Annotated in this window: 18 protein-coding genes and 1 pseudogene; 12 read left to right on the top strand and 7 right to left on the bottom strand. The window is 71.8% G+C overall.

Annotated elements, in window-relative coordinates; genetic code table 11:
* A partial coding sequence (locus CCO02nite_RS15470; RefSeq protein ID WP_222593224.1) for a Hint domain-containing protein occupies positions 1–814 on the top strand: 814 nt, incomplete at its 5' end.
* Positions 804–1,148, top strand: a complete 345-nt coding sequence (locus CCO02nite_RS15465; RefSeq protein WP_146844071.1) for a hypothetical protein — start codon at positions 804–806, stop codon at positions 1,146–1,148. The genes CCO02nite_RS15470 and CCO02nite_RS15465, both read left to right, overlap by 11 nt.
* Positions 1,149–1,577: 429 nt before the next feature.
* Here the strand turns inward: CCO02nite_RS15465 and CCO02nite_RS16275 are convergent, their stop codons facing one another.
* Positions 1,578–3,668: a YhgE/Pip domain-containing protein gene (locus tag CCO02nite_RS16275; RefSeq protein ID WP_146844069.1), complete on the bottom strand. Its 2,091-nt coding sequence runs from the start codon at positions 3,666–3,668 to the stop codon at positions 1,578–1,580.
* 656 nt (positions 3,669–4,324) lie between these two features.
* On the opposite strand from CCO02nite_RS16275, the gene CCO02nite_RS15450 reads away from it, so the two are divergent.
* The gene (locus tag CCO02nite_RS15450; protein ID WP_186812739.1) at positions 4,325–8,896 is read left to right on the top strand and encodes a beta-L-arabinofuranosidase domain-containing protein; all 4,572 of its coding nucleotides are present in this window, start codon (positions 4,325–4,327) and stop codon (positions 8,894–8,896) included.
* Between the two features lie 37 nt (positions 8,897–8,933).
* Here the strand turns inward: CCO02nite_RS15450 and CCO02nite_RS15445 are convergent, their stop codons facing one another.
* Entirely contained in the window at positions 8,934–9,437 is a 504-nt protein-coding gene (locus CCO02nite_RS15445) for a gluconokinase (RefSeq protein ID WP_307724059.1), read from the bottom strand.
* A 63-nt stretch (positions 9,438–9,500) separates the two neighbouring features.
* Between CCO02nite_RS15445 and CCO02nite_RS15440 the strand changes: the two genes are divergently transcribed.
* Together CCO02nite_RS15440 and CCO02nite_RS16165 are read left to right on the top strand one after the other, a co-directional pair.
* Entirely contained in the window at positions 9,501–10,781 is a 1,281-nt protein-coding gene (locus CCO02nite_RS15440) for an MFS transporter (RefSeq protein WP_146844067.1), read from the top strand.
* A 273-nt stretch (positions 10,782–11,054) separates the two neighbouring features.
* Positions 11,055–11,201, top strand: a pseudogene (locus CCO02nite_RS16165) (integrase core domain-containing protein); the annotation flags it as partial.
* A 20-nt stretch (positions 11,202–11,221) separates the two neighbouring features.
* Here CCO02nite_RS16165 and CCO02nite_RS15430 read toward each other — a convergent pair.
* On the bottom strand, positions 11,222–11,845 hold the full coding sequence (locus CCO02nite_RS15430; RefSeq protein WP_186812738.1) for a CHC2 zinc finger domain-containing protein: 624 nt from the start codon (positions 11,843–11,845) through the stop codon (positions 11,222–11,224).
* Positions 11,846–11,989: 144 nt separating this feature from the next.
* Between CCO02nite_RS15430 and CCO02nite_RS15425 the strand changes: the two genes are divergently transcribed.
* Together CCO02nite_RS15425 and CCO02nite_RS15420 are read left to right on the top strand one after the other, a co-directional pair.
* Positions 11,990–12,346, top strand: a complete 357-nt coding sequence (locus CCO02nite_RS15425) for a helix-turn-helix domain-containing protein (protein ID WP_222593222.1) — start codon at positions 11,990–11,992, stop codon at positions 12,344–12,346.
* Between the two features lie 5 nt (positions 12,347–12,351).
* Positions 12,352–12,792 carry a hypothetical protein gene (locus CCO02nite_RS15420; RefSeq protein WP_146844064.1) on the top strand — a complete coding sequence of 147 codons (441 nt, stop codon included), beginning with the start codon at positions 12,352–12,354 and terminating at the stop codon, positions 12,790–12,792.
* Here CCO02nite_RS15420 and CCO02nite_RS15415 read toward each other — a convergent pair.
* The 3 genes from CCO02nite_RS15415 to CCO02nite_RS15405 form a co-directional block, all read right to left on the bottom strand.
* The gene (locus tag CCO02nite_RS15415) at positions 12,789–13,379 is read right to left on the bottom strand and encodes a HEAT repeat domain-containing protein (protein ID WP_146844063.1); all 591 of its coding nucleotides are present in this window, start codon (positions 13,377–13,379) and stop codon (positions 12,789–12,791) included. The two genes, CCO02nite_RS15420 and CCO02nite_RS15415, sit on opposite strands and share 4 nt — an antisense overlap.
* Before the next feature lie 5 nt (positions 13,380–13,384).
* Positions 13,385–13,699, bottom strand: a complete 315-nt coding sequence (locus tag CCO02nite_RS15410; RefSeq protein ID WP_146844062.1) for a putative toxin — start codon at positions 13,697–13,699, stop codon at positions 13,385–13,387.
* 124 nt (positions 13,700–13,823) lie between these two features.
* Positions 13,824–15,113: an IS256 family transposase gene (locus tag CCO02nite_RS15405; protein WP_146844061.1), complete on the bottom strand. Its 1,290-nt coding sequence runs from the start codon at positions 15,111–15,113 to the stop codon at positions 13,824–13,826.
* A gap of 238 nt (positions 15,114–15,351) precedes the next feature.
* Between CCO02nite_RS15405 and pgm the strand changes: the two genes are divergently transcribed.
* Genes pgm through CCO02nite_RS15390 form a run of 3 tightly spaced genes read left to right on the top strand, consistent with a single transcriptional unit; the run spans position 15,352 to position 19,270 of the window.
* Positions 15,352–17,031 carry a phosphoglucomutase (alpha-D-glucose-1,6-bisphosphate-dependent) gene (pgm, locus tag CCO02nite_RS15400; RefSeq protein ID WP_146844060.1) on the top strand — a complete coding sequence of 560 codons (1,680 nt, stop codon included), beginning with the start codon at positions 15,352–15,354 and terminating at the stop codon, positions 17,029–17,031.
* A gap of 59 nt (positions 17,032–17,090) precedes the next feature.
* Entirely contained in the window at positions 17,091–18,311 is a 1,221-nt protein-coding gene (locus CCO02nite_RS15395; RefSeq protein WP_146844059.1) for an MFS transporter, read from the top strand.
* Between the two features lie 14 nt (positions 18,312–18,325).
* The gene (locus CCO02nite_RS15390; protein WP_246117594.1) at positions 18,326–19,270 is read left to right on the top strand and encodes a phosphotransferase family protein; all 945 of its coding nucleotides are present in this window, start codon (positions 18,326–18,328) and stop codon (positions 19,268–19,270) included.
* 3 nt (positions 19,271–19,273) lie between these two features.
* Here CCO02nite_RS15390 and CCO02nite_RS15385 read toward each other — a convergent pair whose 3' ends face one another.
* Positions 19,274–19,900 (bottom strand): D-alanyl-D-alanine carboxypeptidase family protein, encoded by a 627-nt coding sequence (locus tag CCO02nite_RS15385; protein WP_222593221.1) that lies wholly within the window; start codon positions 19,898–19,900, stop codon positions 19,274–19,276.
* A gap of 280 nt (positions 19,901–20,180) precedes the next feature.
* Between CCO02nite_RS15385 and CCO02nite_RS15380 the strand changes: the two genes are divergently transcribed.
* Entirely contained in the window at positions 20,181–21,485 is a 1,305-nt protein-coding gene (locus CCO02nite_RS15380) for a sensor histidine kinase (protein ID WP_146844058.1), read from the top strand.
* Positions 21,482–22,171, top strand: a complete 690-nt coding sequence (locus CCO02nite_RS15375; RefSeq protein WP_222593220.1) for a response regulator — start codon at positions 21,482–21,484, stop codon at positions 22,169–22,171. The genes CCO02nite_RS15380 and CCO02nite_RS15375 overlap by 4 nt, the downstream gene beginning before the upstream one ends.
* Positions 22,172–22,601: the final 430 nt, after the last annotated feature.

Raw genomic sequence — 22,601 nt, 5'->3', positions numbered from 1 at the left:
CGCCGGCAGCGGCGCCGCAGCCGCCGAACAAGCCGGCGCCCGCACCGCTACCCTGGCGGACGACGCGGTAGGCGTCGCTGCCAGGTACGGCGACGACCTCGCCGATGTTGTCGGAGACGTCTGCAGGTTCAACAGCTTCACCGGCGACACGCCGGTCCTGATGGCCGACGGCACCACGAAGCCGATCATGGACGTCATGGTCGAAGACAGCGTGATGGCGGCCGACCCGTTGACCGGCGAGTCGGGGCCCCGAACGGTGACCGACCTCATCCGCCACGCAGGGCAACACACGATGGTCAACGTCGAACTCTCAGACGGATCGACCATCGACGCCACCGACCACCACCCGTTCTGGGTCGAGACCCGCAGAGCGTGGGTCGACGCGATCGAACTTCGAGTCGGCGACGCGCTCGAGACCGAGGGCGGGCAGTTGATCCCGATCGAGCGACTTCGCATCCGTTCGGAGGACCTAGAGGCGTACAACCTGACAGTGTCGAACCTACACACCTTCTACGTCGGAAACGACGCTATCCTGGTGCACAACAGTGGATGTGACGAGTGGGCTTCGGCATTTGCCAAGCGAGGCGGTGGCGAGGTGAAGACGTTCGAGAGTCCGCTCGGCAGAAGGGAAGGCTTTCTCGGTCCGTATCGTCCGGGCGGGCCCGGCACGACGGAAGTCGGCGAACGATGGGGTCACCACACCGTCGTGGTTCGCGACGGGAATGTCTTTGATCAGTATCATCCGAGTGGCGTCGGTGTCGAAGACTTCAAGCGAATGTTCGACTACGGAGACATGATTGACTTTGGATTCTGAACCGCCGGCGACGTTGGCAGACTTTCTCCCGCAGTTCCGGGAGTACCTTGGCATGTACGTGCCCAGATGCACGTATCTTTCGGTTTGCGCGTTTGTCGCCGGATATAGGTGGGGCGCCAAGGACGACACTTTGGGGGACTTCTCGGAATGGATGTCCGAGCGAGTCGCTACTAGGCCCGAGCTGGGATGGCCCTGGCTTGTTCTTTGCGAGCTCTATCCTGCCGATGAACTGCCCGATCCTGTTGCGTTCACAGACGAGCAGGACGCGCAGGCAATCGAAGTTCTGTTCGGTCTCCTCTTCGATTACTACGGCATCTCCGAGAGCACGCACTGAACCACCGCGAGGGCGTCCCGACCTTCACGGAGTGCTCGCGAGACCGGTTCGACGATTGGCGGCTCTTCCGGATCCAGGGTGTGCCTCGGGGCGAGGCCCGGAGCGGGGGACGGCGGCGGGCCGTCAGGAAGACCCCGACGTGCCCGACGGTACCTTCACGACCCCTGACCTGACCACGTTCACCGGCCTGGACACCCTCGGCCTGCGGGTGGTCGGTCAACGCGGCTCTTGGCGGTTCGTGGTGAACACGGTCTGTGAGGGGGTGTTCAAGCTGCAGCACACCCGTCGAGCGCGTCGGCCACCGTGCACCACGCGTCGTGCACGGCGCTCGTCGGCCGCGCGACGGACGGGGCCCGACTGTCCGGCTTGACGTCGAAGGCGCGCGCCCCGGGGGTGGGACGCGCGCCTTCGACGATCAGGCCAGGACGGTCAGACGACCGAACGTCGCCGGGAGATGCCGATCATCGCCACGACCGCGCCGATGAACAGCAGGGACAGCGCGCCGAGCGCGACGGGCGTGCTGTGTGCGTTCTCGACCTTGCCGAGCATCTCGTCGGCGCCGTCGGACAGGTCCGAGGCACCCGTGTTGAGCGTGGTCGTGCCCTCGCCCAGTGCGGTTGCACCGTCCGAGATCTGGCCGGCACCGTCGACGAGCTGCGTGCCGCCGTCGGCGAGCTGGGTCGTGCCGGCGTGCAGGTCGCCCAGGCCGGTGGCGAGAGCACCCGACCCGTCGGCGAGCTGGTCGGTCCCGGCCGAGAGCTGCTCCGACCCGTCCGCGACCATCGCCGCGCCGAGCGCGAGCTGCCACGTGCCGTCGGACAGCTCGTGCGTCCCGGCCGCCAGCTCGCGCACGCCCGACGAGAGTGCCGAGGCACCCGCGGCGGCCGAGCCTGCCCCGGCGGCGAGCTCGCCGGACTTCGTCGCGATCGTCGCCGTGCCGGCGGACAGGTCGCCCGCGCCGGTCGCGAGCACGGCCGCCCCGGCCGCGACCTTGGCGGAGCCGTCGGCGAGGTCGCCGGCGCCCGAGGACGCCTGACCGGCACCGGCGGCGAGCGCCGCGGCCCCGTCGGACGCCTGACCAGCACCCGTCTGGAGCTGGGCGGCACCGGTGGCCAGGGACACGGAGCCGGTGTGGGCGGCCGCCGCGCCCGTCTCGAGCGTCCCGAGCCCGGCGGCCAGGTCGGTCGCGCCCGCGCTGACCGCGGTCGCGACCGCGAGCAGACCCGGGTGCTGCGCGTCGGTGCCGTTGATCGCACCGGTCAGGCCCGCGGACAGTGCCAGGGCGCCGTCCTTGACCCGGCCCGAGCCGACCAGCAGGGGCGCGGCGTCCTCGCCGATCGTCGTCGCGAAGCCGTGCGCGAACTGCGGCGCGAAGCCCGACGAGAACTGCGGCGCGAACGAGTCCGCGAACGACGCGGCGAACGCGTCGGCGAACGCGGTGGATCCTGCGGGTGAGGCGAGCGCCTGCAGCGCGCCGGCCTGCTGGTCGCTGGGCAGGTTGGCGATCTGGCCGAGCTGGGCCTGCAGGGCCTGCGCCATCGCCGCCTCCAGCGCACCGTCGAGCGCGGGCTCGAGCGCGGCCGGGAGGTTGGTCGCGAGGCCGTCCTCGACCTTGCCGGCCGCGTCGTCGACGAGCTGGCGGGCGCCGGCGTCGACCTGCGCCGAGCCGTCGCGCAGCTCGGCGACCCTCGGCAGCGTCGCGGCGAGTCCCTGCGCGTACTGGAGGATTCCGGTGGTGCCGGCGGTGAGGCTGACCGCACCGTCGTGCGCGGCGGTGGCGCCGTCGGCGAGGTCCGAGAGCCCGGTCCGCAGGGAACCGGCGCCCGTCGCGACTGCTCCGGCACCGTCGGCGACCGCGTCGGCACCGGCGGCGAGCGAGCCCGCCCCCGCCGCGATGGTGTCGGTGCCGTCGGCGAGGTCGGCGGCGCCGTCGGCGACTGCCGCGGCGCCCGCGCTGACCTGGTCGGCTCCGTCGGCCACGGCGGCTGCACCCTCGGCGGCCGTGGCGTTGGCCGCGGCGAGCAGCCCGGCGCCGGCGGAGACCTGCGCCGAGCCGTCGGCGAGCCGCGCCGCACCGGCGGACGCCTGGTCCGCACCGTCGGCCACCTGGCGCGCACCGGCGTCGGCGTCGGACGCGCCGACGGACAGGTCACCCGCACCGGCGGCGAGGTCACCCGCACCGGCCTGCAGCTCGAGCGCGCCGTCGTGGAGCTGGGTCGCGCCGTCGGCGGCATCCGAGGCGCCGTCGTCGGCCGTGACGAGACCGTCCGCGAGCGTCCCGGCGCCGTCGGCGGCCGTGCTCGTGCCCACGGCCAGCTGACCGGCGCCGTCGGCGACCTTCGCCGTGCCGTCCTGCACCTGGGCGGCGCCGTCGGCGATCTGCGTCGAGCCGTCGTGCACGTCGGCGGCGTACTTGAGCAGGAACGCGCCGAGCACGAGCCCGGCCAGGACGAGCAGGGCGACGCCGATGCTCGGGAGTGCGGCGGAGCCGGGGCGGCCCCGGTCCAGGGGTGTGCTCATGTGCGGTCCAGTCTCGCGCGGTGCGGACGTCGCTGTCCGGGTCTCTCTCGACCGTGCGCGGGTCGGGCGGCCTACCAGGGCGGGCCGGGAAGGTGGTCCCCGCGGGGCGCGGGGTGCGATCTCGGTCGTGCTGTCCCGGCTCCTTTGCCGAGATACCTGATACTGGGAGTCTTAGTAACGCAGTGACAATCCTAGACAGAAGGGCAGCGGCTCGGGAATGGCTGGGCCGTACCAGTCAGTAGCCGTCGCCGAATCGTGACCTTGGTCCCTGGTGCCGGGCCCGACGAGGGTCAGGGCTTCCGCCCATGTCGTGTGAGCGCTAACATGCACCGTCGGCCTTGCTCGGACCGGCCCGCCGGGTACCCCCCGGCGGCTCAGGATCGTGCGACGAGGCACGTCCGGAGCTCGCGGGCCGCACCCCGCGTCGATCCGGTGTCTTGCGCACCGGCCCGCGCGTCGGCTGCCACCGGCGTCGGGCCCGCACCCGGGAGAGACCCCATGACGCACCCGCTCCACGGTCGCGCCGGTCGATTCGCACGAGGGCTCGTCGCCGCAGGTGCGGCCGCAGCGGTCCTCGTCGTCGGCTCGATCGTCCCCGCGACCGCCGTCGCGCCCGCGCTCGGCGACCCCGTCCTCGACCTGCCGTTGAGGGCACGGTGGCCGACGCGGGCCCGCTCGCGAACACCACCACGCTCAAGGGCCACAACGGCTCGACGACGCTCAGCTACTCCTACGTCGACGGCGTCGCGGCCGGCACGCAGGCGCTGCAGCTGCAGGGCCAGACGTACCTCGACCTCGGCACGCGCACCGAGCTGCAGCCGCAGGACCTCACCGCGTCCTTCTGGATCAAGCCGACCTCGTGGAACGGCGAGCAGGTCCTCACCTGGAACAAGAGCACGTGGAACAGCGACGGCTGGTACGTCGCGTCGGAGAGCAACAGCTCGCCGCTCGTCGTCTCGATCGGCCCCGCGACCTCCGGCAACAACCAGCCGTACATGGTCACGGTCGCCTCGACGGACCGCGCGAGCTTCATGCCCGTCGGCGCGTGGACGCACCTCGCGATCACCTACGACCACACGACGAAGGCCGTCAAGATCTACCGCAACGGCATCGTCGTCGACTCGAGCGTGCGCTACCCGTTCGGCGGCAGCAACGGCGCGACGGGCGTGCTCGGGTCCAGCGCGTCGCTGCCCAAGACGATCGGCTTCAACGGCCCGACCTACAACGGCTCGTACCTGAACGCGGCGCTCGACGAGTACCGCGTGTACGACGAGGTCGCCTCGGCCGCCCAGGTCGCGGACGTCTTCTCCGAGCTCGGCGACCTGCAGGCGCTCGCGCAGCAGGACGCCGCCACGCTGAACGTCCCCGAGCAGGTCACGCTGGGAGTCGTCCTGCCGACGACGGCCTCGGGCGGCTCGAACGTCGCGTGGACCTCGTCCGACCCGGACGTGCTGAGTTCCACGGGTGTCGTGCACCGACCCGACGAGGGTGAGCCGGACGCCACGGTGACCCTCACCGCGAGCGTCAGCTACCTCGGTGGGCCGGCGGTCGAGCGCACGTTCGTCGTGACCGTCCCCGCGCAGGCCGCGGGCTCCTCGACGCTGCAGGACTCGGGCCTCGAGAACCTGGAGCTGACGGACGACTACCTGACGAACGCCGCCGACAAGGAGCACGAGTACCTCCGGAGCCTGAGCTCGGAGAAGTTCCTCTACGAGTGGTACCGCAACGTCGGGCTCACCCCCACGACCGACTCCGGCTACGGCGGCTGGGAGCGCAGCGACGTCACCAACTTCCGCGGCCACGCGTTCGGGCACTACATGTCCGCGCTCGCGCAGTCGTACTCCGCGACGTCCGACGAGACGACGCGGGCCGCGCTGCTCGCGCAGATCGAGGACGCCGTCGCGGGCCTGACGCTCGTGCAGGACACGAACGCCGCGGCCCACCCGGACAGCGCCGGCTACGTGTCCGCCTTCCCGGAGAGCGCGCTCGACGCGGTCGACGGCACCGGCACCACCACGGACAAGGTCCTGGTGCCCTGGTACATCCTGCACAAGGTGCTCGCGGGGCTGCTCGACATCCACGAGTACGTGGGTGGCGAGACCGGCGACGAGGCGCTCGACGTCGCCGAGCAGTTCGGCGAGTACGTCTACCAGCGCATCTCCGGTCTGGCCGACAAGACCGTGATGCTGCGCACCGAGTACGGCGGCATGAACGACGCGCTCTACGAGCTCTACGACGTCACCGACGACGCGCACTTCAAGACCGCCGCGGAGGCGTTCGACGAGACCGCGCTGTTCGACCAGCTCGCCGCCGGCACCGACGTCCTGAGCGGCAAGCACGCGAACACGACGATCCCCAAGCTCATCGGCGCGCTCAAGCGCTACACCGTGCTCACGCAGGACCCGGAGAAGCTCGCGACGCTCACGGCAGCCGAGGTCGCCGACCTCGAGTCGTACCGGGACGCCGCGGAGAACTTCTGGCAGATCGTCGTCGACCACCACACCTACGTGACGGGCTCCAACAGCCAGTCGGAGCACTTCCACGACCCCGACTCGCTGTACGAGTTCGCGACGCAGCAGGGGGAGACGGGCGACGCCCAGACCGCCGAGACGTGCAACGAGTACAACATGCTCAAGCTCTCGCGCGAGTTGTTCAAGCTCACCAAGGACGTCAAGTACGCGGACTACTACGAGAACACGTTCCTCAACACCGTCCTGGCCTCGCAGAACCCCGACACCGGCATGACGACGTACTTCCAGCCGATGGCCGCGGGCTACGACCGGGTGTACTCGCTGCCGTTCACCGAGTTCTGGTGCTGCACCGGCACCGGCATGGAGTCCTTCTCCAAGCTCGGTGACTCGATCTGGTTCACCGACCGCCGGTCGGTGTGGGTGACGATGTTCCTGTCCTCGGCGTTCGAGTACGCGGACCAGAACGTGCGGCTCGAGCAGGAGGCGGACCTCCCGACGGACGACACGGTCACGTTCCACGTGAGCGCGATCGACGGCGACGAGGTGGCCGAGGGGACGACGCTGCGCCTGCGCGTGCCCGACTGGATCGTCGGCGACCCGACGGTCACGGTCAACGGCGAGACGATCGCGCCGCAGGTCGAGGGCGGGTTCGTCGTGCTGGCCGACGTCGCGGCAGGCGACGAGATCACCTACCGCATGCCTATGAAGGTCGCGGCCGTCCCGATGCCGGACAACGCGACGTACGTGGCGTTCCGGTACGGGCCTGTCGTCCTGTCGACGAGCCTCGGGACGTGGAACCTCGGGACGTCGCAGAGCGTCGGCGTGGCGGTGCGCGTCGCGCGCGTCGACCCGACTGCGCAGAGCACCCTCACGGTGGCCGACGGCACGGCCGAGCAGTGGATCGCGGACGTCGAGGACAACCTCGTGCGGGTCGACGACTCCGCCGACGGCCAGGTGCGGTTCGCGCTGCGCAACCTCTCCGACGGCGCGGACCTCGTCTTCACGCCGCACTACCGCCGCCACGACGAGCGCTACGGCCTGTACATGTACGTCGAGTCGCCGGACTCCGCGGCGGCGCAGGAGCGGATCCTCGCGGCCAAGCGCGCGCTGCGCGACGAGGAGACGGCGATCGACCGCATCGTCAACTTCGACAACAACAACTTCGAGGCGGACAAGGGCCTGCGGACCGGTGGGACCGGGACGTCGCAGGTGGGCGTGTGGAACGGCCGGCAGTACCGCGACGCCTACGGGCCGAGCGGCTGGTTCAGCTACGACCTGCAGTTCGACCCGGACTCGACGACGAACTACCTGCGCGTGCGCTACTACGGCGGCGACGTCGGCCGGTCGTTCGGCGTCTACGTGAACGACACCCTGCTCAAGACGGTGACGGTCACGAACGTCCACGGCAGCTCGTCGTTCTACTTCGACGAGACGCTGATCCCGTCCTCGTTGCTCGCGATCGACGAGGACACGCGCTACAAGACGGACGTCAACGGCCAACCCGTGCTCGACGACGACGGCAACCCGATCCCCGTCGTCACGGTGCGGTTCCAGTCGACCGGCGGGCTCGTCGGCGGCGTGTTCGGCGTCTACGTGCTGCGCACGCTCGGGTACGACACCGACCCGGCGCTGTCCGCGCTGTCGTTCGACGCGGGTCGCCTGGCGCCGGCATTCGACCCCGCGACCTCGTCGTACACGCTCACCGTGCCCGCGGGCACCGAGCAGGTCGCGCTGTCCGCATCACCGCACACCGCCTCGGGCCTGGTGTACGTGGGCGGCGTGCTGATCGACGACACGCTGCCGCGCACCGTGCCGCTCACGGGCGAGGTGACCGTGGTGCCGGTCGTCGCCAAGGCGCAGGACCACACCACCTCCCGGACCTACACGGTGACCGTGGAGCGGCGGGCCCTGCGCACCGACGCATCGCTCGCGGCGCTCACGGTCGACGGCGTCGCCGTGCCGGACTTTGCTGCCGGTGTGCACGAGTACGCGGTGCAGACCGTCTCGGGTGCGGCGGTCGTCGAGGCCGTGGCGTCCGACGAGGCCGCGACGGTGCAGGTGTCCGCGCAGGGCGCCGACGGCGCCTACACGGTGACCGTCACCGCCGAGGACGGCACGACGACCGCGGCCTACCGCGTGGTCGTCAGCGCGATCCCGCCGGTGGAGCGCACGCCGTCGGTCACCACCGCGACGGTCCGCTCGCCGCTCGCCTACGGCGCCACGCACCGCGTCAAGGTCGCGGTGTCGGCCGACGGCTCCGCCGCGAACGGGTCGGCCACCGTCACCGTGCGGTCCGGGACGAAGGTCAAGCTGGTCCGCGCCGTCACGCTCGTGGGCGGCGCGGCCACCGTGGACCTCGGCCGGCTCAAGGTCGGCGTCTACGGCGTGACGGTCGCCTACGGCGGCACGGACGCCATCGCGCCGTCCGTCAAGGTCGTCACGACGAAGGTCGTCCAGGTGCGCTCCAAGGTCACCGCGAGCCTCTCGTCGTCGACCGTCAAGGCTCGCACCGGCAAGGCGTTCGTCACCGTGGCCGTCACCACGTCGACGCACGTCGTCCCCGCGGGGAAGGTGACCGTCCGGCTGATGCAGGACGGTCGTCAGCTGCGGACCGTCACCGTCGCGCTCGTCGACGGCAAGGCGAAGGTGCCGTTCGGAGGGCTGGCCAAGGGGACCTACGGCGTGCGCGTCGGCTACGCAGGCACCAAGGACGTGCTCGCGTCGAGCGCCGGGCTGCTGCTGCTGCGGGTCGTGTAGCGCCCGGCCCGCCGCCCTCCCGCCTCACCGGGCTCGCTCACTCCCCGAGCCCGGTGAGCGCGGCGAGGGCGGCGCGCGCCGTCTCGGCCGGCGTGGGACCGCTGGCGACGGCGACGCCGTCCTCGTCGGGCGCGAGGTCCTCGAGCGTCGCGAGCTGGCTGGCGAGCAGGCTCGGCGGCATGAAGTGCCCCGCGCGGTGCGTGAGCCGCCGCTCGAGCTCGTCGGGCGCGACGACGACGTGCACGAACCGCGCGCCGCCCGCCGCGCCGCGCAGCACGTCGCGGTAGCCCCGCCGCAGCGCCGAGCATGCCACCACGGCGTCCAGCCCGGCTTGGTGATGGGCGCTCATCGCGTCGCGCACGGCCACGAGCCACGGCGCACGCAGCTCGTCGGTGAGCGGCACACCCGCGGACATCGCCGCGACGTTGGCCGCCGGGTGCAGGTCGTCGGCCTCGACGAACGGGCGCGCCAGCTCGTCGGCCAGCAGGCGCCCCACGCGCGTCTTGCCGGACCCGGACACCCCCATCACCACGACATGCACCGCCCCATCCTGCCGCTGGTCGGCCCGACCGCATGCGAGGAGGGGAGCAACTACGATCCTGCGGTGCGTTCTCTCGTCGTCGACACGACGCCGCTGCGCATCAGCCCCGCCTTCCGACGGCTCTGGTGGGGCCTCGCCGTCTCCAACCTGGGCACCCAGCTCACGGTGGTCGCCGTGGGCCTGCAGGTCTACCAGATCACCGGCTCGACGCTCACGGTCGGGGTGCTCGGGCTGTTCGCGTTCGTCCCGCTCGTCGTGTTCGGTCTGTACGGCGGCGCGATCGTCGACCACTACGACCGGCGCCGGGTCGCGCTCGTGGCGAGCCTCGTCGGCTGGGGCGTGACGCTGGTCCTGGCGGTGCAGGGCTGGCTCGGCAACGAGCACGTCGGACTGCTGTTCGCGCTGGTCGCCGCGCAGTCCGGCGCGAACGCGGTGAGCTCTCCCGCGCGCGGCGCGATCATCCCGCGCCTGCTCGAGCCCCGGCTGCTGCCGGCCGCCAACGCGCTGCAGGCGATCGGCATGCAGATCGCGCTGACCGTCGGCCCGCTGCTCGGCGCGACGCTCGCCTCGATCGACTTCGGCCTGGCCTACACCGTCGACGCCGTGCTGTTCACGGCCGCGCTGTTCGCGGTGTTCCGCCTTCCGCCCGTGCCGCCCGAGCCGTCACCGGACCGCCGCGAGCGGGCCGGGCTCGCCGCGGTGGTCGACGGCCTGCGCTACCTGAGCACGCAGCCCAACGTGCGCATGACGTTCGCGGTCGACATCGCGGCGATGGTGCTGGCCATGCCGCGCGTCGTGTTCCCCGCGGTGGGCATCTGGTACCTCGGCGGCGGCGCGACCACCACCGGCATCCTCACCGCCGCACTCGCGGTCGGCGCCGTCACCTCCGGCCTGTTCTCCGGCGGGCTCGCGCGCGTGCGCTGGCAGGGGCGCGTGATCTCGTGGGCGATCACCGGGTGGGGGTTGTCGATCGTCGCGTTCGGGCTCGTCCTCGTGCTCGTCGGTCGGGACAAGCCCGAGCAGGTGCTCTGGGGTGCGCTCGCGATCGCGTGCTGCACGCTCGTCGCCGCGGGCGCGTCCGACGAGGTCAGCGCCATCTTCCGGCAGACGATCCTGCAGACCGCGACGCCCGACGCGATGCGCGGGCGCCTGCAGGGCGTGTTCATCGTCGTCGTCGCGGGCGGGCCGCGCCTGGGCGACCTGTTCATCGGGACCATGTCGAGCTGGGTCGGCGAGGCGTGGGCCGTCGTGATCGGCGGCCTGCTGTGCGTCACCGTGCTGTGGGTGCTGGTCCGCACGCAGCGCACGTTCTGGCGCTACGACGGCCATCGCCCCACACCCTGAGAGTTCGGTGTTCGATACCGACCGAACAACGAACGCCCATCGATGATGGCGAGCTGGACCGTGCGCAGGCTGAGGAGGCGCTGACCGAGGGGCTACGCGGGCGCGGCATCGACGGCAGCCGCCCCGGGTGAACACTCAGCCGTTGAGCACGACCTCGTCCTCGAGCCTGGGTCCACCGACGTGCAGCTCACGTACCGATCACTCGTCAACGAGGCCACGGCCGTGCGGCTGCCTTGTCGACGAAACCTGCAGCAGTCCCGCGGCGCGCCCGGCTGGCCCGACCCGGACACCGCCCGCCGCGAGGTCTTCACCTGGATCACCCGCTACAACACCCGCCGCCGCCACTCCACCTGCGGACACGTCAGCCCCATCGCCTACGAGAACACCCACCACGCCGCTACGCTCACGCTCGCCGCGTGAAACCACCCGCGTGTCCACCATCAAGGGCTAAGGCCCGTCGTTGACACCCGCAGCCTGCCCCGGACCCGAGCCCCCTCCGCGGTGCGCGAGTGCGGGACCCGGTAGCCCAACGTCCGATCGGCGAAGCCCACCTTGAACGCCTCCAGTGCGTCGGGGTCGTCGATCCTCCGGCGGGCCAGGAACGCCATCGCGTCGCCGTGCCCGGCCAACGCCTCGGCATAGCGACCGACCACCATCCCCAGCAACTCCTGGTCGGCGGCATCCGGGGTTACCAGCGACGGAAGCTTCGCCGACTTCGACCTCCCCACCGGACCCCGACCCGTCGCCTTCGCGCCCGACTCGGCCAACGTCGCCAACGCCGGGGAGGACTCCCTCAGCAACTCCACCGCGTGCCGGAACGAGACTCCTTGGGCGGTCATCACCCAGTCGACCGGACCACCACCCCGGCCGCAGGCGCCCAGGCAGTGCCACAGGTTCTTCGCCGGCGTCACCACCAGCGACGGCGACGAGTCGTCGTGGAACGGACACGCACCCACCATGTCCTTGCCCTGCTGACGCAGCTCGACCCCGCAGCCCTCCACCAGCCGCTGCACGGACACCTCGGCCTTGAGCCTGCTCAGCTCTGCCTCTGGGATCCTCGCCACGGCCAACTCCTGTCAAGAACGTTACTTCGCTCGCTAGAATAGACCTAGTTTGCTCTGCATCGTCAACGACACCCGAAGGCGGCACCTATGGTCACCACGACAGCAACCCCAGCGACACCGCTGCATGGCCCAGGAAGCGCGCCCTTGACCGACACCAACTTCGCTGCGCGCCTCACCGCCGCGCGCAAGAGGCAGTCGCTCACCCAGCAGCAACTCGCCGACCGCTCCGGCGCCCACGTCACCCAGATCCGCCGCTACGAAGCCGGTAGCAGCCAGCCCACCCTCGACGTCCTTCGCGCTCTTGCGCTCGCGCTGAACGTCAGCGCTGACTCGCTCCTCTTCGACGACGACGAACGCGGACCGCAGAACCAAACGCTTCGGCTCAAGCTCGAAGCCGTCGACCAATTCACCCCCGACGAACAAGAACACGTCGCCGCCTTCATCGAAGGCGCACTCCTGCGCCACCACGCCCGCCAAGCCTTCAGCGGACAGGGCAGCTGACCGACATGGCTTCGTGGCGCGACACCGCCTCCCAGCAAGCGCAGGACGACCTCGACGACCTGCTCAGCCCGGCACTCGGGTTCGCCCAACAGCAGCTCGACGCGCACGGCGAGTTCTACCCCTATGCCGTCGTGCTCGACCACGACAGTCAGCAGCGGATGGTCGCCGCAGACATTGGCAGCAACCGACCCGAGTCGGCCGATCTGATCACCGCGCTGATCGCCGCCCTCTCCGACGAACGTGACCAGCTGCGCGCGGCCGCGATCGTTGCCGACGTCCGGGTGCGCGAACTCGGAAGCGACGCCATCCGCGTCACCCTGGAGCACTCCGAACGCATCGCCCTCACGATCCTGTTGCCCTACCGACCACGCCGATTCGGCCGCGGAATCGACTACGGCGACCTCCAAGCAGGCCCAGCCGCCGCCTTCGTCTGGCCGGCCGACTAACCCAGAGCCGCCAACGCCCGCTGAGCTTCCTTGCGCACCCACGCACGCTCGTCGGAGAGCATCTGCTCCAGCCCAGTGCGCGCAGCCGGGACCTTGAGCTTGCGGAGCGCTTTCACCGCATGGCCACTGACGATCGGGTCGCCGAGCAACTCGATGAGCACCTGGCCGGCCTCCGGCTTCTTGGATCGGCCGAGCCCCAGCACGACCATTTCGCGGGCCTTGCCGAATGACTCGTCGCGGACCAGCGCCACCAACTCGTCGAACCTTGCGTCGTCCCACACAACCTCAAGGGCGTTGCCGACAGTCCAGCGCAGCCCCATGCCCGTGTCGTCGTGGACCTGTCGGAACTGCTCGATGAGGGGACCGGTGGCAATCGGCTTGGCCCACGGCACGCTGAGAGCCCTGACGATCTCGCCCTTCACCTTCTGGTCGGTCACACGCTGAAGTCCCGAGAGCAGCACCGGGACGGCCTCCCGGTATCTCAATCCCGACGTCCGAAGATCAGCCAGCGAGTCGAACGAGTAGCCGGCCTCCGCCACCTCGCGCAGGACGTCGGACTCACGAACACCGGCCTCGTCGTCTGGCATCGGAGTCACAACCCGGGAACGTCGACGCGAGTCACGCCGCCGTACTTCTCAAGCTGCGCCAGCTGACCGCGGAAGACCGTCGAGGGCCGCACGTACAGCACGAACTCCAGATCGTTCGTGACCGCGTAGGTGTGGAAGTCCCGAATCTGGCTCGAGTACCCGAGCGACCCGACGTTCTTCACTTCGCCCAGGACAGACGAGTTCAACTCGTCAGGAATCCGATAGGCAGCCTTCCCGCTCGCCGAGGGAATGCGCGTGGTGTTCTTCACGATCCCAGCCAACGACTCTCCAGTCGTCCCCGCAGCCCGGACTCCAGCCATTCCGCTGTTTGCGGCTGTCTTCGCGACGTCGTCGACCAGCCCGAGGCTACCTCGCAGGCTGCTTGTGAGCGCGCCGGCGCTTCCGCCGAAGGGTCTGTCAGATTTTCTGTGTAAGTGGGTCTGGCTAGTTCAGACCTAGGCGGTCGCCGTAGGTCAGTGACAGGACGTTGAGGATGTTCTTCCAGCCGTTGATCTGGCCGGTGGGGTTGGCCCGGTTCTTGTCGCGCTGGAGCACGGCGAGGTAGAGGACCTTGAGGGCCGACTCCTCGTCGGGAAAGTGCCCGCGTCTTCGGGTCGCGGCCCGGAACCTCGCGTTGAGGGACTCGATGCCGTTGGTCGTGTAGATGATCCTGCGGACCTCGATCGGGAAGGCCAGGAACGGGACGAACTCGCCCCACGAGCGCCGCCACATCGAGATCATCGCCGGGTACAAGGGCTCCCACTTGGCCGCGAACTGCTCGAACTCGAGCTCGGCAGCCTCGGGCGTCGCAGCGGTGTAGACCGCTTTGAGCTCGCGGATGATGGCCTGCCAGTACTTCTTGGAGGAGTACCGCAGGGTGTTGCGCACCAGGTGCACCACGCAGGTCTGCACCGACGCCGCAGGCCAGGTCGCCACGATGGCCTCGGGCAGCCCCTTCAGTCCGTCGCAGCACACGATGCACACGTCCAGGATTCCACGGTTGCGCAGCTCGGAGAGCATGTTCATCCACTGTTTCGCCCCCTCCCCACCGGTGGGCCCGACCCACAGGCCCAGCACGTCGCGCTGCCCCTCCAGGTTGATCCCCATCGCGACGTAGACCGGCCGGTTGCCCACCCCGGCCGCCGTCGAACGGACCTTGAGCACGATCGCGTCGATCAGCACGACCGGGTAGACCGTGTCCAGCGGGCGCGACTGCCAGCCGCGCATGTCCCGCAGCACCTGGTCGGTCACCCGCGAGACCAGGTCCCTCGAGACGTCGGTGTCATAGACCTCCGAGAGGTGAGCGCAGATGTCGCCGGTGGTCATGCCCTTGGCATACAGGCTGATCACGGCCTCGTCGAAGCCAGCCAGCCGGCGCTGGTGCTTGGGCACGATCTGCGGCTCGAAGGTGCCCGCCCGATCCCGCGGCACCTCGATCGTGACCTGCCCGACCTCCGTGCGCACGGTCTTGGGGGTGCTCCCGTTGCGCGAGTTGCCACCGTTGCGACCCATCGGGTCGTGCTTGTCATACCCCAGGTGCGCCGACATCTCGGCCTCCAAAGCCGCCTGCAGCACCCGCCGGGTGAACGCGGTCAGCAGCCCACCGTCTCCGGTCAGCTGCACCCGCTGCGAGGCCGCCGAGGCCACCAGCTCCTCCGCGAGCCGATCCAGATCCTGGAACGAGGCGCCCGGCCGGACCGGCACGAGCTCACCCGACGACAGTTCATCCGTCATGGCGTGATCCTTCCTGCGCCCCGAGCCGCAGCCCGGGACCTCACGCCAGACCAGTTACACAAAGTTCCGGACAGTCCCTCGGGAGGCGCGTGCGAGGTACAGACGGGGCTCGGCACTGATGGTGGACACCGGCGTGGCTTCACGAGGCGAGCGTCGCGGTGGCCGGGTGGTGGTCGTTCGCTTCGACGGTGGGTGGGAGGGGTGTGCGGGCGGGTGCCTGGCGGGGCAGGATCGGGGTATGCACCCGCGCGCCGGAACTCTTGCCCTTCCCGAGGACCTCGTCGACATCGACGCCCTGATCGCGGCGTACCACGACCGCGAACCCGACCTGGCGGACCCCGGGCAGCGGGTGGTGTTCGGCACCTCCGGCCACCGCGGCTCGGCGTTCGACACCGCGTTCAACGAGGCGCACATCGTCGCGATGACGGCGGCGATCGTCGAGTACCGGCGAGCGCAGGGCACCGACGGGCCGCTGTTCATCGGCCGGGACACGCACGGGCTCTCGGAGCCCGCGCAGCGCACGGCCATCGAGGTGCTGGTCGCGGCGGGTGTGCAGGTGCACGTCGACGCGCGCGACTCGTACACGCCGACACCCGCCGTCTCGCTCGCGATCCTGCGGCACAACGGCGCGGGCACGGTCGCCGGCGTGCGCACGCACGGGCCGGGGCTGGCCGACGGGATCGTCGTGACCCCGTCCCACAACCCGCCCACGGACGGCGGCTTCAAGTACAACCCGCCGCACGGCGGCCCGGCCGGGTCGGACGCGACCGGGCCGATCGCCGACCGCGCCAACGAGATCCTCGCGGCGGGCTGGCGCGCGGTGCCGCGCATCCCCTACGAGCGCGCGATCACCTCCGAGCTCGTGCGCAGGCACGACTACCTCTCGTCGTACGTCGACGACCTCGCGAACATGATCGACTTCGACGCGATCCGCACGGCCGGCGTGCGCATCGGCGCGGACCCGCTGGGCGGCGCGGCGGTCGACTACTGGGGTGCGATCGGCGAGCGGTACGGGCTCGACCTGACGGTCGTGAACCCCGCGGCGGACCCGCGTTGGCCGTTCATGACGCTCGACTGGGACGGCAAGATCCGGATGGACTGCTCGTCGCCGTACGCGATGGCGGGCCTGGTCGCGCGCATGACGACGAGCGGCGGACCCGCTCCGTACGACGTGGCGACCGGCAACGACGCGGACTCCGACCGGCACGGCATCGTCACGCCCGACGCGGGGCTGATGAACCCGAACCACTACCTCGCCGTGATGATCGCCTACCTGTACGGCGGCGCGCGCCCGGGCTGGCCCGCGGGTGCGGCGATCGGCAAGACGCTCGTCTCGTCGGGCCTGATCGACCGGGTCGGCGCGAAGCTGGGCCGGCACGTGATCGAGGTGCCCGTGGGCTTCAAGTGGTTCGTGCCCGGCCTGATCGACGGGTCGATCGGCTTCGGCGGCGAGGAGTCCGCGGGCGCGTCGTTCCTGCGCACCGACGGGACGGTGTGGACCACCGACAAGGACGGCCCGATCGCGTGCCTGCTCGCCTCCGAGATCATCGCGACGACGGGCCGCTCGCCCTCCGAGCACCACCGCGACCTCGTCGCCGAGCTGGGCGAGTCCTGGTACGCGCGCGTCGACGCGCCCGCGACCCGCGAGCAGAAGGCGACGCTCGGCGCGCTCTCGCCCGAGCAGGTCGCCGCGACGAGCCTGGCCGGCGACCCGATCACGGCCCGCCTGACCGCGGCGCCCGGAAACGGCGCGGCGATCGGCGGCCTCAAGGTCACGACCGACCGCGCATGGTTCGCCGCGCGGCCGTCGGGCACCGAGGACGTGTACAAGATCTACGCCGAGTCGTTCGTGTCCGCCGAGCACCTCGCGCAGGTGCAGGACGAGGCCAAGCAGGTGGTCGACGCCGCGCTCGCGTGACGCCGGGCGACCGCGGGCCGCGCGCGCCGGTGCGCGGCGTCGGTGTGAGGATGTGATCCGTGCTCGCGCCCTATCGAGGAGTCCTCGCGCGCCCCGGCGCGCTCGGGTTCTGCGCGGCGGGCGTCGTCGCACGCCTGCCCATCTCCATGGTCGGCATCGGCATCGTGCTGGCGGTCTCGTCGATCTACGACTCGTACGCGCTGGCCGGGCGGGTGTCCGCGGTCTACATCGTGATCTCGTCCGTGACGGCCCCGACGATCGGCAAGCTCGTCGACCGGTACGGCCAGGCGCGCGTCATGGCTCCGACGGTCGTCGTCACGGGCGTCGGACTCGTCGGGCTCGTCGTCGCGCTCGTCACCGAGGCGCCCGAGTGGGTGCTGTACGCGGCGGCCGTCGTCGCGGGGGTCACGGGGCAGTTCGGGTCGCTGACGCGTGCGCGGTGGTCCCACCTGCTGCGCGGTGAGCCGGACGCGCTGCACACCGCGTACTCGCTGGAGGCCGCGCTCGACGAGGTGGTCTTCATCGTCGGTCCGGCCACCGCGACGCTGCTGGCCACGGGCGTCGCCCCGACCGCGGGCATCGTCGTGCCGCTCGTCGCGCTCGCGATCGGCGCCACCTGGTTCCTCGGTCAGCGCGCCACGCAGCCACCGCCGGTGCGCCCGGCGGCGGAGGGCCGCGGGCGCAGCATCCTGCTCATGCCCGGCATGGCCGCGATCGTCGTCGTGTTCCTCGCGATGGGCGCGATCTTCGGCGCGACCGACGTCTCCACCGTCGCGTTCGCCGAGGAGGCCGGCCACAAGTCCGTCGCCGGCATCATCCTGGCGGTGTTCGCGGCGGGCTCGATGATCTCGGGCCTCGCGTACGGCGCACGGCACTGGGTGCGGCCGTTGTGGGTGCGGTTCGGCATCGGGATGGTCGCGATCGCCGCGGGCGTCTCGCTGTTCGTCGTCGTCGGGTCGCTCGCGGCGCTCGCCGCGGTGATGTTCGTGACGGGCTTCGCGATCGCGCCCACGCTCATCAACGGCAACGGGCTGGTGCAGGAGCTCGTGCCCGCCGCGCGGCTCACCGAGGGGCTGACCTGGGTCGGCACGGCGCTCGGCATCGGGGTCTCGGTCGGGTCGTCGATCGCGGGGGCGCGGATCGACGCCACGGGCTCGCACGGCGGTTTCGTCGTCGTGCTCGCGGCCGCCGGGTGCGCCGTCGTGGCGACCCTGGCCTCACTGCGCACCCTGCGCACCCAGCACGCCCGCGCGCTCGCCGTCACGGCGTCCGTGGTCTGACTACGCTCACCGCCGTGGACGTGACGCGCGAGGCGCTGACCAGGCTTGTCGGACCGGTCGGCGAGCTCGCCGACGCGGCGCGGCTCGAGGGCGGCATGTTCGCCGAGACGTGGTCGGTCACGCTGGCCGACGGCCGCCGTGTCGTCGTGAAGATCGCACCGTCGGACTCCGACCGGCTGCTCTCGCACGAGCACGACCTGCTGCGCACCGAGGCGATGGTCTACGAGCTCGCGCAGCACCACGCGGGCCTGCTCATGCCCCGGCCCCTGCACGTCGACGTGTCCCGCGAGGTCGTTCCCGGCGACGTGCTCGTGGCGACGTTCCTCGCCGGCACTCCCTGGGAGTCGGTCGGCTTCGGTGCGCACGACGAGGATGCGCGCACGGCGCGGGCGGAGGCGGACCTCGCGGCGCTGCTCGGTCGGCTCGGCGCGGTCACCGGGGAGACGTTCGGCTACCCGCAGTCCCCCGCGCTGCGGGGCCCGACGTGGCGCGGGGCGTTCACCGCGATGGTCGAGGCGCTGCTCGCGGACGCGGTGCGGTGGGACGTCGCGGTCCCCGCGGACCGGTTCCGCGCCGCGCTGACGCAGCACGGAACGACGCTCGACGAGGTGCGCGTCCCCCGGCTCGTGCACACCGACCTGTGGCCGGGCAACCTGTTCGTCGACGCCGCCACCGGCGCGCTCGTCGGCGTGATCGACCCCGAGCGCGCGCTGTGGGGCGACCCGCTGCTCGAGCTCGTCGGCGCGGACCCGATGCACACCGGCCTGTGGCGGCGGCTCGCACCCGCCGGGGTCGACGAGCCGTCCGCGCGCGTGCGGCTCGCGCTGTACCGCGCGTGGCTCGCGCTCGTCATGATCGTCGAGGTCGCCCCGCGCACCTACACCGGCGACTGGCTGACGGACTACGACGCCGCCAACCGCACCCGGCTCGACGAGGCCCTCACCGAGCTCGGCACCTGAGCATCACCAGCCGCCCGACGAGTCCGCGGCCATCGGCGGGCACGCGTCAGCGCCGTCGGGGAGCTTCTCGAAGTGCCAGACCTCGTTCTCGTACGCGCGGCACAGGCCGTGCTCCAGCCCGTGCTCGCCGAGCCACAGGGCGCCGGCGGTCGGGCCGACGTCGATCGCGAGCCCCTGCACGTGCGCGGAGCTCTCCGGCGGCAGCACCCAGCGGTGCGCCTCCCGCACCGAGCCGTACCGCGCGAGCGCGTCGTCGACGAGCTGCTGCTGCTCGGCGGCCGTGCGCCGGCCCGACGTCAGCGTCAGGTCGACCCCGTCCGCGGCGGCGGCGTCCTGGGCCCGGGCGAAGCGCCGCGCGAGCTCGGGGTCGAGCCCCGGATCGCGCGCGGGGTCGAACCCCGGGCCGGCGGCCACCTGCGCGCCGTCCGGGTCGGTCGCCGCAGCCGTCGGGCCCCCCTGCAGCCCGACGGCCGCGGCCGCCCGTTCGAGCACCGGCACACCCTGGTACGCCGCGACCGCGCCGACGACGAGCACCGCGAGGACGACGGCACGCCGTCGGCGCCGACGACGGGCCACGCGCTGGCGTCGCATCGCGGCCGCCAGCACGCCCTCCGGCCTGTCCCCGTGCACCGCTTCCGGCACCTGTGTCCTGCGCAACGTCGTCCCCCTTCGGCACGGGCCGCGCATCTCGCGGACCGGCGAGATCCACCCTCGTCGCGGCGGGGCCCCGCGGTCGTCGGACGAGGGTCGCGTCCACCCGGCCGCGCGGCCCCGCCCCAGGACCGGTAGGGCCTCACCCGGCGGGGGACGCGTGCCCGCCCGTCTCCATCCCAGGGTGGATGCCGAAAGGCGCGGCGGGTCCGTCCCGAGGCCGTCGGCGGCCGCGGGACGCGCGCGTAGGGTCGGCTCCGTGGCTGCCCTGTTCCCCGCGCGAGCGTCGACCGCACCGGTGGTCGACGACGCGGCGGGGCGGACCGGGCGACGGCGCCGTCCGCATCCCGTGCGCTTCCTGCGGGCCGAGGCGAGCGGCCCGTACCGCCGGGACTACGTGCTCGCGCTCGTCGTGGGCCTGGTCGCGGTCACGACGCTCGCCGTGGTCGAGAAGTGGGACTACTGGATGCCGGTGCACGTCGGCACGTACTGGTGCGCGCTGTGGTGGACCGTGCTGGCGCTCGCGCTGCGCCGCCGTGCCCCGCGGCTCGACCTGTGGCTCGTCGCGATCGGCTACCCGGTCGTCTACTCGACGGTCACCGACGGCGGACGGCTGCAGTCGACGCTGCACCTGGTCCCGCTGCTGATCGTCGTGTTCGCGGGCGCGCGGGCAGCCGTGCACCGGATCGCGGTGGTCCTCGCCATCGGGCTGGTGTCGGGGTTCGTGCTGCTCGCGGGGCTGTCGGGCGCGTTCCGCGAGACGAGCCGGCTGCGCTGGTCGCCGCAGTTCGACCTGTCGGCGGGCGTCGTCGTGGGGGCGGCGATCGTCGCGACCGCCGCCGTCGGGCACGTGCTGCACCGCCTCGACGTCACGACGAGCACGCTCGCGCAGCGCAACGCCGAGCTGCTGGCGCTGCAGGAGGTCCACGCCCAGGAGGCGGTGCGTGACGAGCGCACCCGCATCGCGCGCGAGCTGCACGACGTCGTGGCGCACTACGTGTCCGCGATCGTCGTGCGCGCGCAGGCCGCGGACCGGGTCGCCGACGCGCAGCCCGACGCGCCACGCGAGGCCGTGCGCTGGATCGCGCCCGCGGGCCGCGAGGCGCTCGACGCGATGCGCTCGGTCGTGCGCGTGCTGCGCACCGCGGACGACGAGACCGCGCCGCTGGACCCCACGCCGGACCTGCACGCGCTGCCGCAGGTGGTCGCCCGCGTGCGCGCGGCCGGGCTGCGGGTCGAGGCGGAGCTGCCCGACGAGCTGCCGCCGTGCTCGCCGGCGGTCGGGCTGGCCGTCGTCCGGGTCGCGCAGGAGGCGCTGACGAACGTGCTGGTGCACTCGGCGGCGGTGAGCGCGACGCTGCGACTGTCCAGCCACGACGGCTCGCTCGTGCTCGACGTGCAGGACCCCGGCCCGCCCCGACCGCCCGCGCCGGGCACGGGCGCCGGCGGCAACGGCGTCCCGCACATGCGCGAGCGCGCCGCCGCGTGCGGCGGCACCCTGCTCGTCGGACCCGGTGACCGCGGCGGCTGGCGTGTGCTGCTCGTCGTGCCGGAGGCGGTGTGAACGCGCCGGGGCCCGTCCGGCTCGTCGTCGTCGACGACCAGCCCACCATCCGCCTGGGCCTGCGGATGATCCTGGACCACGAGCCGGACCTGACGGTCGTCGGCGAGGCGGGTGACGGGGCCACGGCCGTGGACGTGGTCCGGGAGACGAGGCCCGACGTCGTGCTGCTCGACGTGCGCATGCCCGGCACGGACGGCGTCGAGGCCACGCGCCGGATCCGCAGCGACCCGGACCTCGCGGACGTGCGCGTCGTCGTGCTCACGACGTTCGACGACGAGGAGTACGTGACCGGCGCGCTGCGCGCGGGCGCGCACGCGTTCCTGCTCAAGGACGCGGACCCGTCGACGCTCGTCGAGACGGTGCACCGCGTGCGGCGCGGCGAGAGCGTGCTGGACCCCAAGGTCACGGGGCTCGTCGTGGGGCAGTGGCGCACCTGGGGCGTCGGGCGCGACGACGCGCCGTCACCGCTCGCCGAGGCCGCGGCGACGCTCACGCAGCGCGAGCGCGACGTGCTCGTCGCGGTGGCACGCGGCGGCTCCAACCAGGACGTCGCCGCCGAGCTCGGCGTCGGCGAGGCGACCGTGAAGGCGCACGTGCACGCCGTGCTGCGCAAGGTGGGCTGCACGACCCGCACGCAGCTCGTCGCGTTCGCGTACGAGTCGGGCCTGGTGGTCCCAGGCGGCTAGATGCTGGGCGGACTTCGCGGTCACGGCACAGGCCCAACGCCAGGCGCAACAGCGCCGGGGTCTGCTGTACGAGTAGGTGACAGCCTGACCTGCCCCTCGGCCTGGTGACCACTGATGGTGTGGTGGTCGGGCGCGGATGGACGGCGTCGTCGACTCCCGACTGGACGTGATCTGTCCGTGGGTCCGGTGCGCCGATGAGCCGACCGGGTGAAGTTGGCGTTGCCGGGTCATAGCACCTACGCAAGTGGTCGAAGTATGTGCGTCTGGGTGGGTCGTGCTCGTTGCGGCTTTTCGAACGTTCGAGTTTCTCGCGCGGCATGGCTGTCGTGCCTGATGGCGCAGGGGGTTGTCGTGGTTCGACGCCCGTGGGTTCGTGTGCTGGCGGTCTGGGGTGCTCTGGCTGGCCTGGCGGTGGCGGGAGCGGTCGGTG

The organism is Cellulomonas composti (assembly GCF_007990245.1).
GTDB lineage: Bacteria > Actinomycetota > Actinomycetes > Actinomycetales > Cellulomonadaceae > Cellulomonas > Cellulomonas composti.
Note: the sequence above shows the minus strand (reverse complement) of the source record. Positions and strands in the feature narration are given on the sequence as shown.

Bases quoted from the DNA above. Each gene is read 5' to 3' on its own strand.
- CCO02nite_RS16275 (WP_146844069.1), bottom strand. From the start codon at position 3,668: ATGAGCACACCCCTGGACCGGGGCCGCCCCGGCTCCGCCGCACTCCCG.
- CCO02nite_RS15420 (WP_146844064.1), top strand. From the start codon at position 12,352: ATGGCTTCGTGGCGCGACACCGCCTCCCAGCAAGCGCAGGACGACCTC.
- CCO02nite_RS15415 (WP_146844063.1), bottom strand. From the start codon at position 13,379: ATGCCAGACGACGAGGCCGGTGTTCGTGAGTCCGACGTCCTGCGCGAG.
- CCO02nite_RS15410 (WP_146844062.1), bottom strand. From the start codon at position 13,699: ATGGCTGGAGTCCGGGCTGCGGGGACGACTGGAGAGTCGTTGGCTGGG.
- CCO02nite_RS15405 (WP_146844061.1), bottom strand. From the start codon at position 15,113: ATGACGGATGAACTGTCGTCGGGTGAGCTCGTGCCGGTCCGGCCGGGC.
- pgm (WP_146844060.1), top strand. From the start codon at position 15,352: ATGCACCCGCGCGCCGGAACTCTTGCCCTTCCCGAGGACCTCGTCGAC.